Raw genomic sequence first — 12,846 nt, forward strand, 5'->3', positions numbered from 1 at the left:
GTTACTAAAAAGTTTTATTAAGTTTCAAATATTGATATTCGGAACATTTCAATAAAGTTAAATCTTAAAAAAAGCCCTTCCAAAGAAGAGCTTAGATATTAAATATATTGGATTTCTTAATTCGCTACATCGCTGATGAATTTTATCCTCAGCATTCTCACTTCTTCATCAGACAGTTCATCCCCGAATTCATCGAGAAGCACTTTCATGCTGTCACTTTCAGATTCGGTCATGAATTCCATGAAGCCATCTACAATATCTTCATCAAAATTATCTTCAATATAATAGTCGATATTCAGCTTTGTTCCCTGATAAACAATACTTTCCATTTCTTTTAAAAGCTCGTTCATGGAAAGGTTCTTAGCCCTTGCAATATCTTCCAGATCAATTTTTTTATCGGTACTCTGGATAATGAAAACTTTGTGGCTGGATTTGTTGGCCACCTGTTTCAGTACCATATCCTGAGTACGTTCGATATTATTGTCTTCTACATATTTATTGATAAAATCTGCGAATTCTTTACCATATTTCTTAGCTTTTCCTTCCCCGACTCCGTAAATTTTTGTGATTTCGTCTACCGTTATTGGATACTGAACGGTCATATCCTCCAGACTTGGATCCATGAAAACCGTGTAAGGTGGAATTCCATGTTTTTTGGCCACTTTTTTTCTCAGATCTTTTAACTGCCCAAAGAGGTTCTGGTCCAGACCTGTACTGGCCTGCATTTGTACCTGTTCGCTCTCTGCTTTGGTCTGGGAAAGATCAAATTCCCTGTCTTCAGCAATTAAGAATGGCTTTTTAGACTGTTTTTCTAAGAAGTTTCTTGCTTTATCAGCCATTTTTAAAACGCCATACGTTTCAATATCTTTCTGCAGAAAACCCTGAACCGTTGCCTGTCTCAAAATGGTTTTCCAGTAGTTGTCCTTTTCCTCTTTTCCGAAACCGAAATGAGAAGTCTGCTCTAATTTATATGATTTTGTAACTGCATTTTCTTTTCCGACAATTACCGAGATCAGATCTTTGGACTTGAATTTTTCTCCGGTATCTTTAATAAGTGTCAAAACCTTTTTCAGATCCGGTGTTGCTTCTTTTAATTTTGGAGGGTTAGAAGAGTTGTCACACATATTGGCTCCATCTCCTTTTACCGGGTCAAAGTTTTCACCGAAATAATAAAGAATATACTGTCTTCTGCTCATTGAGGTTTCAGCATAGCCCACCACCTCATTTAAAAGCTGTAATCCGATTTCTCTTTCGGATACTGGTTTCTGTGCAAGGAATTTTTCCAGTTTCTCAATATCCTTAGGATCATAAAATGCAAGGCAATGACCTTCGCCACCGTCCCGTCCTGCTCTTCCTGTTTCCTGATAATAGCTTTCCAGGGATTTAGGAAAGTCGTAGTGGATTACAAAACGTACATCCGGCTTGTCGATCCCCATTCCGAAGGCTATGGTAGCAACAATAACATCTACTTCTTCCATGAGAAATTTATCCTGATTGGCTACCCTTACTTTCTGGTCAAGGCCGGCATGGTATGGAAGCGCATTAATCCCGTTTACCTGCAGCAGCTGGGCAAATTCTTCCACTTTTCTTCTGCTTAAACAGTACACAATCCCCGATTTCCCTTTATGCTGATTGATAAATCGTACGATCTCCTTGTCTACATTGACTTTCGGACGCACTTCGTAATAGAGGTTCGGACGGTTGAAACTTTCTTTAAAAACTAACGCATCGCTCATTCCTAAAGTTTTCTGGATGTCATCCTGAACTTTTGGAGTTGCAGTCGCTGTCAAAGCGATCACCGGAACTTCGGCAATCCTGTCTATAATTGATTTCAGGTTCCGGTATTCCGGCCGGAAATCATGTCCCCATTCTGAAATACAGTGCGCTTCATCAATAGCTACAAAGGAAATCTTAACTTCTTTAAGGAAATCCAGATAATCGTCTTTGATCAACGATTCCGGAGCTACATATAAAAGTTTGGTTTTACCGCCTCTGATGTCGTCAAAAACCTGTTTGGTCTGTGTCTTATTTAATGATGAATTTAAAACGTGCGCTACCCCGTCATCAGAAGAAAGGCCGTTTACCGCATCTACCTGATTCTTCATTAACGCTATTAAGGGCGATACTACTATTGCCGTACCTTCTGAAATAAGTGCCGGAAGCTGGTAACATAATGATTTACCTCCTCCTGTCGGCATTAAAACAAATATATCCTTCCCACTAAGTAGGTTTTCTATAATTTGTTCCTGCTGGCCTTTAAATGTAGAAAACCCGAAATACTTTTTCAATTCGCCTGATAAATTGGCTTTTTTTGCGTTCATCTAATTTTCTATTGCTAAATTTGCATCCAATCCAAAGTTATAAAAATTCTGCTTAAAATAAAAGCGAACGAATTTATAAAAAATAAAACTTATATTAAATATTCTTTTTTAAATATAACGTTTTTCAATGGATTTTTTGTATACATTAAAATTTTAAAATGGAAAGAGCCGACCTTATTTCAATTGCAAAGAGCACTTTAGAGATAGAAATTTCAGAACTTGAAAAATTAAAGAACAGGATAGGTGAAGATTTTGCCAGCGCAGTGGAGATTATTCATTCGGCAAAAGGGAAATTAATTGTTGTAGGAATCGGGAAATCTGCCCATGTAGGCAATAAAATTGTTGCTACTTTAAATTCTACCGGTACACCATCGCAGTTCCTTCACGCTTCTGAAGCCATCCACGGAGATCTTGGCGTAATCCAGAAGCAGGATGTGGTTTTATGCATCTCAAATTCCGGGAATTCACCTGAAATAGCTAATCTTGTTCCTTATTTAAGAGATTATTCTTCTGCCCTGATCGGGATGACGGGCAATAAAAACAGTAAACTCGCCGAATTTTCCGAAATTGTTCTGGATACTCATGTAGATGTAGAAGCATGCCCCAATAAACTGGCACCCACAAGTTCCACGACAATCCAGATGGCACTTGGAGATGCTATGGCGGTTGCTTTGATGGAGCTAAATGATTTCAGGGAGAATGATTTTGCTAAATTCCATCCGGGAGGAAGCTTAGGAAAGAATCTGGTGTCAAAAGTAGATCAGTTCTTATCTCCTCAGAAGCCGCAGGTTGAGGAAAATGCACCGGTAAGAGATGTTATTATCTCAATCAGTGCATCAAGCCACGGGATTACAGTGGTAACACGGGACGAGAAAATCATTGGTGTGATCACTGACGGGGATTTGAGAAGAATGCTTATGAAAGGGGATGATATCACTAAAATTCAGGCAAAAGACATCATGTCAGCCAACCCTAAAACCATTGAAAGAGATACCCTGGCCAAGGAAGCTATGAAAATCCTGAAAGAAAATAATATCGGTCAGCTTATCGTTACAGAAAACGGGAAATATTTCGGGATCATTGATCTTCATACATTGCTTGATGAAGGGATCAATTGATTCTGTTTAAAATTATTTTATTGACCACAATAATTAGTATATGGTATCTGCTTTTTTCTGAAAACCAGACATAAAAGAATTTCCCTATAAACTTAAGCAAAATCACATTCAATAATTCTAAATACTGATTATTATTTCATAATTTCGCAAACTTAAACGGCTTATCTTTTACGGGTTTGCTATTTTAGAGAGACTTAGTATATGGACGAAAAAAAAGAAATGTCCTTTTTGGGACATATTGGAGAATTAAGGGGCCACCTTGTCCGCTCAATTATTGCTATTATAATTGTTGCTGTGGCTGTAGGATTCAATATCAACTGGATCATGGACCATATCTTTTTCGGTCCGACCCGAAATGATTTTCCAACTTTCAGGGTAGTCAACCATTTCTCAAGAATGCTTTTAGGGGAAGACAGTATTCACCTTCCGAAGGATTTTCCGGTTCGTGTACAGCGCCTTTATCAGCAGTTCAATGTGATGATGGCTGTTTCTGTTTTCGGCGGTCTGGTAGGTGCTTTCCCTTATATCGTATGGGAATTATGGAGGTTCATAGGACCGGCTCTTCATCCTAAGGAAAGAAAGAATTCTATTTTTATTATCAATGCGGTATGGATCCTGTTTATGACAGGTGTTTTGTGCGGTTATTTCCTAATCCTTCCGTTCGCCGTGAATTTCGGGGTTATTTTTAAGATCTCTGACATTATCATTCCGCTGTATGATTTAAGTGATTATACCACCCTATTTTTACAGGTAATTTTAGGTATGGGAGTTATTTTCCTCTTCCCTATTCTTATCTATTTCCTTACCAGCATAGGAATTCTGACCCCGATGTTTATGAAGACCTATCGCCGCCATGCTATTGTTCTTATCATGGTCGTTGCTGCGATTATTACACCGGCAGATGTTTTAAGCATGCTGATGGCTGCTTTTCCTCTTCTTATTCTGTATGAATTCAGTATCATCATGTGTTCTTTTACTTATAAAAAAGTACAGAAGAATGCTGGAAACCTTCCAACCGTTCAATAGCACAGATTAAATTAAAACTATCAAATACTATTAAACAACTCTTTTAATGTAAAGAGTTGTTTTTTTACATTTTTTATTTTCAATAATTACTGAAAGTTCAAAAATATTTCTATCTTTGATTAAAATTTAAACAGTGTAAATTATTAATCCCATGAAAAGCATTTATAACATATTAAATTACGGTATTGCCGCAGTCTGGATTATCAATGGGCTTTTCTGTAAAGTATTGAACTTAGTACCGCGTCATGAAGAGATTGTTGCAAGAATTTTAGGCGATAGTTATTCGAGAATATTAACCCTACTGATCGGATGTTCAGAAATTCTGATGGCTATATGGCTTTTAACGGGAATTAATTCCAGATTCAATGCCATTGCACAAATCGTAATCATTGCAGCTATGAATATGCTGGAATTTATATTAGCTCCGGACCTGTTGCTTTGGGGAAAATACAATTCATTATTTGCTTTTCTCTTTATTGTACTTATTTATTGCAATGAGTTTTACCTGAATCCAAAAAAACTGAATCATCATGTTTGACTTTTTAAAAAACCACCCGTTTGCGGTTGAAGCTTTTTTCGAAAGCTCTCTTGTTCTGACCTTTGCAGTTCCTAAAGAACAATTGCAGCATCTTATTCCGGAGTGCCTGGAGCTTGACACCTTCAGGGATCAATGGGCTTTTGTAGCAGCAGCGATGGTTCAGACAAAAGACTTACGCCCGAAAGGATTTCCAAAGTTTATGGGAAATGATTTTTTCCTGATCGGCTACCGGGTATTTGTAAAATACAGGAGCAATAGCGGAAAAAGATTACGTGGATTGTATATTCTTAAGTCCGAAACGGATAAAAAGAAGATGGAATTCATGGGGAATTTATTCACGCATTATAATTATTCAACCACAGACATTCAACAAACGGAAAAAGAAAACATGAAAGAGATACAGTCTGTTAAATCAAAGTTTAAAGTCAGTATCGGCAAAACAGAGGGAAATATTCTCTTACCTGCAGATTCTCCCTTTGCAGACTGGAAGGAAGCAAGAAGGTTTGCAGGGCCGTTACCTTTTACCTTCACCTACAATAAAGAAACTCAGGAAGTTCTTATTATAGAAGGAGTACGACAAAACTGGACTCCTTCACCGGTACAGATTCTTGATTATAATTTCGGATTTTTAGATACGCTGAAACTGGAAAACCCTGTTTTAGCCAATGCTTTTATCATTAAAAACATTCCATACTACTGGAAAAAAGGAAAAATTGAACCATGGAAACAACAAGAAGAAAATTTCAGGGTGTTTTAAATATTTTAAGCTTTAACCGCCATTTTTATATCATAGGAATTGGGATTTTAGCTTTAATCACCATCAGCCACCAAATATTTGAATGGTCAGATCTTCTGTATTGGATCATCATCGCTGCATTTCTTTACGGATTGATCATGCCATTAATCGTATCAGCCTATGTTTATGATTTTTCGGGATATTATAATTTTCAATGGCTGAAAGACTGTTTTATTGATGAATCTAAAGTACAACAGATTGTAAATATCAATGCCGGCTTTGATGAAACGAGCTATATCATTAAAGAAAACTTTCCACAGGCGGATTTAAAAGTGTTTGATTTTTATGATGCCAAACGGCATACAGAGCCGGCTATAGTAAGAGCCCGCAAAGTGAGTATGGTTTATCCGGACACTCAACAGATACAGTCAAATTCTATTACTTTGCCTGATCAGTCGGCTGACATTATTTTTCTGCTTTCTGCTGTACACGAAATAAGATCAAAAGAGGAAAAAATCCTGTTCCTGAAAGAGTGTCGCCGCTTATGCAAAACCGATGGAAAAATAATTATGGTAGAACACCTGAGGGATTTTCCCAATTTTTTGGCTTTTTCAGTGGGTTTTACCCATTTTTTCTCAAAAGCTGTATGGAAAAATGCTTTTAGCACTGCTGGTTTTGCCTCATTCAAAGAAGTAAAATTCACTCCTTTCATGTCAATTTTTATCTGTACCCCTTAGTCATTTAATACTATGGAACTTCATTTGCAAATAACCGGAATGCTTCTTATTGTTTTAGCATTCGTACATCTTATTTTCCCTAAATATTTTAACTGGAAAAAAGAACTCCAGCCACTGAGCCTGATGAACCGGCAAATGATGTGGATTCATACCCTGTTTATTGCCTTAACGGTATTTCTCGTAGGTCTACTCTGTATTACTTCTCCACATGAATTAACGGAAACCGGCCTGGGTAAAAAGATATCTGTTGGATTAGCTGTCTTCTGGACCATCCGATTATTGATTCAGTTTTTCGGATATTCCAAAGAATTATGGAAAGGAAAAGCTTTTGAAACCATTATCCATATTATTTTTACCTTACTTTGGATATACATAAGTGTTTTGTTTTGGATGATCTATTTCAAAGACTAGAATAAATTATTTTGTTTTTAAAATCTGAATTACTGTCATTAATTTTTCTATTTTTGATAGAATTTAATTTGATTCTAAATGAAAAAGCTGACCTATACACTTTTATTTGCTTCGGGACTTGTTTTCGGGCAGTTCTTTGAAAAAGATAAAGTTTTCACAAAGCAGGATACACTGAAAGGTTCTGATACCCAGTTCAGGAATTTTTGGGATGTCAAAAAATATGACCTTTCCGTAGAACCGGATTTTGCACAGAAAAGTATTAAGGGATATAACAAAATCAGTTTTGAGATCACCAAAGATATTACCAACCCTGTTTTCCAGATCGATTTGCAGAAGCCGATGAAGGCAGATAAAGTGGAAGGTAATTTCCCAATTGCCAACTATAAGCAGGATGGTGATTTTATTTTCATCACAGCCAAAAAGAAATTCAAAAAGGGGGAAAAATACAGCATTAATGTAACCTATTCCGGAAACCCCTTGATTGCAAAAAATGCGCCCTGGGACGGAGGCTGGATTTTTACTAAAGACGAAAAAGGAAATCCGTGGATGAGCGCTGCCGATGAAGGAATCGGAGCCTCCATATGGCTTCCGACAAAAGATATCTGGAGTGATGAGCCAGACAACGGTATTGTTATGAAAATCATTACCCCTAATGACCTTGTAGGTGTAGGAAACGGAAGACTGACCGGCAAAAAAACAGAGGGCAGCAAAACAACTTATACCTGGGAAGTAAAGAATCCGATTAATGCTTATTCTATTATTCCGAATATTGGCAAGTATGTTAATTTTAAAGATACATTTAATGGAGAGAAAGGAAAGCTTGACCTGGATTACTGGGTAATGGACTACAACCTTGAAAAAGCAAAAAAGCAGTTTCAGCAGGTAAAACCGATGCTCTCTGCATTTGAGTACTGGTTCGGACCATATCCGTTCTATGAAGACTCATACAAACTGGTAGAATCTCCTCACTTAGGAATGGAGCACCAAAGTAGTGTTGCTTACGGAAACAAATATCAGAACGGCTATCTGGGACGGGACACTTCAGGAACCGGAGTCGGTTTAAATTTTGATTTCATTATTATTCATGAAAGCGGGCATGAATGGTTTGCCAATAATATTACAGCAAAAGATCAGGCAGATATGTGGATACATGAAAGTTTTACCAATTATTCCGAAACTCTTTTTACTGAAAAGTATATGGATAAGAAATCTGCAGAGACCTATGTTCAGGGAACCAGAAAAGGAATCAAGAATAATATCCCTATTATCGGGCAATATGGAGTAAGAGAAGAAGGAAGTTCTGATATGTATCAAAAGGGCGGTAATATGATCCATACAATCAGACAGATTATCAATAACGATGAAAAGTTCAGACAGATCCTGAGAGGATTAAATAAAGATTTCTACCATCAGACGGTTACCACACAACAGATCGAAAATTATATATCTTCAAAAGCTGGTATTGATTTTTCAAGTATCTTCAACCAGTATTTAAGAACAATAAAAATTCCTAATCTTGAGTATTCCCAAAACGGAGATTCCTTAAAGTTCCGGTACACAGATGGGGTTAAGGGTCTTAAGCTTCCCATCATTATTAACGGTGACCAGACCATCAATCCTACCGAAAACTGGCAGACAGTAAAACTTAAAAAAGCTATACCGGTAGAATTTAACAAGAACTATTATATCAATTATCAACAGGTTCAGTAAATAAAAAAATCAAAAGGCAAAATCGTTACAGTACGGGTTTGCCTTTTTTTATTTCAGCTATGAAGCTTTCTTCAATTCCCCAAAATCAGTAAGGTTCTTTAGAATTTTAAGAAAAGTTTAATACCGAACGCCGTAACAAAATGATCAAATAAACTACTATTTAACTATAAAGATTTAAACCTAATGAGAAAAACAGCAATCAGTCTGGGTCTTTTCGCCGCTTTTTTGGCCAATGCCCAATCTATAAAAACAACGATTGATCTTGTGAATGTAAAAGACGACAAGGTAGCCGTTACCATGGAGTTTCCGAAAATGAAATCCGGAGATATCAAGTTCCATTTCCCAAAAACCGTTCCCGGTACTTATTCTGTAGATGATTACGGCAGATTTGTGGAAGGGATCAAATTTTATGATAATAAAGGAAGAGAATTAACCTACACAAAAGTTAATGACAATACATACTCATTAAAAAACGCTAAAGATCTGAGCAAGGTAACCTATCTGGTGAATGACAGCTTTGATGATGAAATGGATAATTCTAAGCATAAGGCTGTGTTTTCTCCTTCAGGAACTGATATTGAGGAAGGCAAAATATACATGATCAATACCCATGGCTTCATTGGGTATATCGACAATATGCAGGATGTTCCGTATCAGCTGATCGTTCAGAAACCTGCGGGCTTCTATGGAACAACAGCGCTGGTAGATCAGGATAAGTCTGACGCTACGGATACCTTTACACTGGCCAATTATGCTAAAGTAACAGATTCTCCGCTGATGTATACCAAGCCGGATTATATTACCTTCAATGCAGGAGGAATGGATCTGGTGCTGGGCGTTTATTCTCCTACCGGAAAATACAAGGCCGCAGACTTTAAAGACAATCTCGAAAAAATGGTACTGGCTCAGAAGAAATTCCTGGGTGATATGAATACCAATAAAAAATATGCAATCATGCTTTATCTTTCGGGAGGCGACGGACCGCAGATTAAAGGTTTCGGAGCATTGGAGCATCACGAATCAACCAGTGTTGTGCTTCCTGAAATGATGCCTAAAGAGGCGATCGATAAAACAATTACCGATGTGGTTTCGCATGAGTTTTTCCATACTGTGAATCCTTTGAAAACGCATTCTGAAGAGATCCATTATTTCGATTATGCAGATCCTAAGATGTCTCAGCACTTATGGATGTATGAAGGCGGAACAGAATATTTCGCCAATCTTTTCCAGATTCAGGAAGGCCTGATCAATAAGGACGAATTCCTTCATAGGATCAATGAGAAGATCACCAATTCAAAGAATTATAATGATACGATGCCGTTTACGGTCATGAGTAAAAATGTTCTGAAAGATGAATACAAAGATCAGTACAGAAATGTTTATGAAAAAGGAACATTGCTTACTATGTGTCTTGATATTGAACTGAGAAAACTGTCTAACGGAGAGATGGGCTATCGTGATATGATCAGAAAGCTGTCCCAGAGATTCGGGGAAAACAAACCTTTCAAAGATGATAAGCTGATTGATGAATTGGTAACAGTAACCGGTTATCCGCAGGTAAAGGATTTCTACAATAAATATATCGCAGGAAACCAGCCTACACCTTATGCCGAATATCTGAATATGGTAGGCGTAGAAGCCAAAAAGCAGGATACACCTCCCCTTTTCTGGTTCATCAAAGATCCAAATCAAACAGGTTATAATGATAAAAACAACACGTTTGTCTTTGATGAAAGCTCCGCATTATCTCCTTTTGCAAAGAGTATAGGATTTAAGATCACTGACGAAATTGTTGCCCTGGATGGAAAAACAATTGATATTCAGAAGGTGCAGGAGTTTATAGGTTATACCAAAACAATTAAGGAAGGACAAAATGTTACCGTTACTATTCTCAGAAAAAACGGTGATAAAATGGATAAAATAGACCTGAAAGGAAAAGCTATTTTAGACAAAATGACGATTGAAAATCTACAGTATAAATCCAACCCAACCCCGGCAGAACTGAAGCTGCAAACTCAGTGGCTGACCGGAAAGAAATAATACCGTAAAAAATTAATGGTATAAAAAAGCGGAGAAAGTTTCTCCGCTTTTTATTATTTAACGCCTTGCTTTTCCAACAGTTCCAGCGTATGCTTCACATGGTCGTTGCCTTTCCATTCATCGTGACCGGGAATCACCTTTGCACTGGAAGGATATTTAGCCTGCAGATTTTTCATCGTCTGTGGCCATTGCTGTACATTGGCTTCTCCAGTGTAGCCAAGATCTGTTGCAGCACTGCTTTTTATCAGGCAGCCTCCATCCAGAACATTATATTTTGGAAACCAAACCACTACATTATCTGCCGTGTGGCCTTCACCCAGGAAATCCACAACAAATTCTTCTCCTCCTATTTTATATTTCTTTCCGACTTTTATTAAATTATTTGAAGTTGCTTTACCCTCTTTTTTTAATAATTCGTTGGTTTTGGCAGTAGCATAAGTTTTGATGCCTTTATTATTGTAAAAGCTCAGATCTCCGGCTCTGTCAGCATGTGAATGTGTCGCAAATACAGCAATTACCGGTAAATTATGTCTCTTCTTTATAGTATCCATAAGGCTTTGATACTGGGTTTTCTGCCAGGGAACATCAAAAAGAACAACTCCTTTTTTGGTTATCAGGTAAAGTGCATTGGTTGAATATTCTTTACCTCCAAAAACTCCGAATGTCTTATACAGATAAAGTTTTGAGCTAAGAGGCGGTTCAATAACGAAATCGCGCACCTGTGCATAAAAAAAATTGCTCAGGAATAAAAACAACACTGCAAAAGCCTTAACACCTTTCTTCATAATTTTTTATAGTATTTAATTGATTAGATTAATCGTACAGAATATTGGAATATTTTGTGTTTTAAGAGAAACAAAGGTATTTATAATTTGTATAATTAATTCACAACAGAAACGATTTAACTTTTTTTAATACTAAAAAAGGTGCAAAGATGGATATTATACTCCAGAAGTAAATTGATATATTGACAGTAAAGTTTTAAACAAAGGCTCAATGGAATTCATCATAAAAACTGATGGTGAGCTGAAGTATGCCAACAGTGGAATATTTTAAGACTTCCTGATTGTTATTCTGAATGTGGTTCCCTTTCCTACTTCGGTTTGGGAAATTTTAATGTCACCTTTATGATATTCGTGAATAACCCTTTTTGCCAGTGAAAGTCCCAGTCCCCAACCTCTTTTTTTAGTTGAATAACCTGGTTTAAAAGCATTTCTTGCCTGTTGTTTTGTCATTCCGCTTCCGGAATCTTTAACCTCGATCAGGATATTTTTGTTTCTTTCAAAAACGTACATCTCCAGTGTGCCTTCTCCTTTCATTGCATCTACTGCATTTTTCACCAGATTTTCGATTACCCAGCTCATCAGGATCTTATTGTGGGGAACAAGAATAGTATACGTTGGAAGATGCAGGCTGAAATCTATTTTTTTTGAGATCCTTGTTTTGAGGTAATTATAATTCTCCACAATGGTCTCATTAAAATTCATGTCGTTCAGTTCAGGAACGGATCCTATTTTAGAAAAACGCTCGGAAATGGTCCTCAGTCTTTCAATATCTTTTTCAATCTCATATACGCCTTCAGACTCCGGATTATCCAGTTTCATAATTTCCATCCACCCGATCATGGATGATAAAGGGGTTCCGATCTGATGGGCAGTTTCTTTGGCCAATCCGGCCCAGAGATAACCTTCATCCGTTTTCTTAATTGTTCGGAGGAACCAGAATGAAAACAGAAAATAGCACAAAATAAAAAAGCCCAATATAAAAGGGGAATATCTTAAATCATTAAGCAAACGTGAGTTATCATAATAAACAAACTGATTATTTCCGTCAGGGATTTTTATTTCAATAGGCGGATAGCTTTTTGCCATTTTTTTTGCCAGAAGGGTGATCTGGACCGGGTCATTCTCTATTTCCTGCGGAATATTTTTATGAACCATAGGCCGGTCATCCCTATCCAGCACAATCATTGGAATCGTGTTATTAGAACTGTATATTTTGAGAATCAGTTCCTGAACTTCCAGGCTGGGAGTTACTTCCTGCTGAAATTTCAGCGCACTTACCAGGATATCTACACGCTTGATTTCCTCTTTTCTGAGAAAATTAATAAGAATTGTTGAGGCAACCACAATAGTGACAACTACCAAAGTCATCAGTAAAAATATAATCCAGTTATTCAGTCTGGTAAGTATGGATTTCCTCAAGCTGT

At 37.1% G+C, this 12,846-nt stretch carries 11 protein-coding genes; 8 read left to right on the top strand and 3 right to left on the bottom strand.

Going from position 1 to position 12,846, the window contains the following annotated elements; all coding sequences use genetic code 11:
- Positions 1-116: 116 nt before the first annotated feature.
- The gene (recQ, locus tag AC4IFE_RS14765) at positions 117-2,321 is read right to left on the bottom strand and encodes a DNA helicase RecQ (RefSeq protein WP_490757914.1); all 2,205 of its coding nucleotides are present in this window, start codon (positions 2,319-2,321) and stop codon (positions 117-119) included.
- Between the two features lie 158 nt (positions 2,322-2,479).
- Between recQ and AC4IFE_RS14770 the strand changes: the two genes are divergently transcribed.
- From AC4IFE_RS14770 to AC4IFE_RS14805, 8 genes are all read left to right on the top strand, one after another.
- Positions 2,480-3,439 carry a KpsF/GutQ family sugar-phosphate isomerase gene (locus AC4IFE_RS14770; protein WP_490757915.1) on the top strand — a complete coding sequence of 320 codons (960 nt, stop codon included), beginning with the start codon at positions 2,480-2,482 and terminating at the stop codon, positions 3,437-3,439.
- 201 nt (positions 3,440-3,640) lie between these two features.
- Positions 3,641-4,465 carry a twin-arginine translocase subunit TatC gene (tatC, locus tag AC4IFE_RS14775; protein ID WP_223559308.1) on the top strand — a complete coding sequence of 275 codons (825 nt, stop codon included), beginning with the start codon at positions 3,641-3,643 and terminating at the stop codon, positions 4,463-4,465.
- 151 nt (positions 4,466-4,616) lie between these two features.
- A complete protein-coding gene (locus AC4IFE_RS14780; protein ID WP_490757916.1) occupies positions 4,617-5,003 on the top strand; it encodes a DoxX-like family protein in 387 nt (128 codons plus the stop codon).
- Complete coding sequence (locus AC4IFE_RS14785; protein ID WP_490757917.1) at positions 4,996-5,760, top strand: DUF2071 domain-containing protein; 765 nt, start codon at positions 4,996-4,998, stop codon at positions 5,758-5,760. The genes AC4IFE_RS14780 and AC4IFE_RS14785 overlap by 8 nt, the downstream gene beginning before the upstream one ends.
- Complete coding sequence (locus tag AC4IFE_RS14790) at positions 5,724-6,476, top strand: class I SAM-dependent methyltransferase (RefSeq protein WP_490757918.1); 753 nt, start codon at positions 5,724-5,726, stop codon at positions 6,474-6,476. The genes AC4IFE_RS14785 and AC4IFE_RS14790 overlap by 37 nt, the downstream gene beginning before the upstream one ends.
- A gap of 39 nt (positions 6,477-6,515) precedes the next feature.
- Positions 6,516-6,887 carry a hypothetical protein gene (locus AC4IFE_RS14795; RefSeq protein ID WP_490757919.1) on the top strand — a complete coding sequence of 124 codons (372 nt, stop codon included), beginning with the start codon at positions 6,516-6,518 and terminating at the stop codon, positions 6,885-6,887.
- A gap of 78 nt (positions 6,888-6,965) precedes the next feature.
- The gene (locus AC4IFE_RS14800) at positions 6,966-8,597 is read left to right on the top strand and encodes a M1 family metallopeptidase (RefSeq protein WP_490757920.1); all 1,632 of its coding nucleotides are present in this window, start codon (positions 6,966-6,968) and stop codon (positions 8,595-8,597) included.
- 183 nt (positions 8,598-8,780) lie between these two features.
- Complete coding sequence (locus tag AC4IFE_RS14805; RefSeq protein ID WP_490757921.1) at positions 8,781-10,637, top strand: M61 family metallopeptidase; 1,857 nt, start codon at positions 8,781-8,783, stop codon at positions 10,635-10,637.
- Positions 10,638-10,690: 53 nt separating this feature from the next.
- On the opposite strand, the gene blaIND is transcribed toward AC4IFE_RS14805, so the two are convergent.
- Complete coding sequence (blaIND, locus tag AC4IFE_RS14810) at positions 10,691-11,422, bottom strand: IND family subclass B1 metallo-beta-lactamase (RefSeq protein WP_490757922.1); 732 nt, start codon at positions 11,420-11,422, stop codon at positions 10,691-10,693.
- A 267-nt stretch (positions 11,423-11,689) separates the two neighbouring features.
- A complete protein-coding gene (locus AC4IFE_RS14815) occupies positions 11,690-12,841 on the bottom strand; it encodes a sensor histidine kinase (RefSeq protein WP_490757923.1) in 1,152 nt (383 codons plus the stop codon).
- Between the last annotated feature and the right edge of the window lie 5 nt (positions 12,842-12,846).

The organism is Chryseobacterium sp. UF-81, from assembly GCF_058245105.1.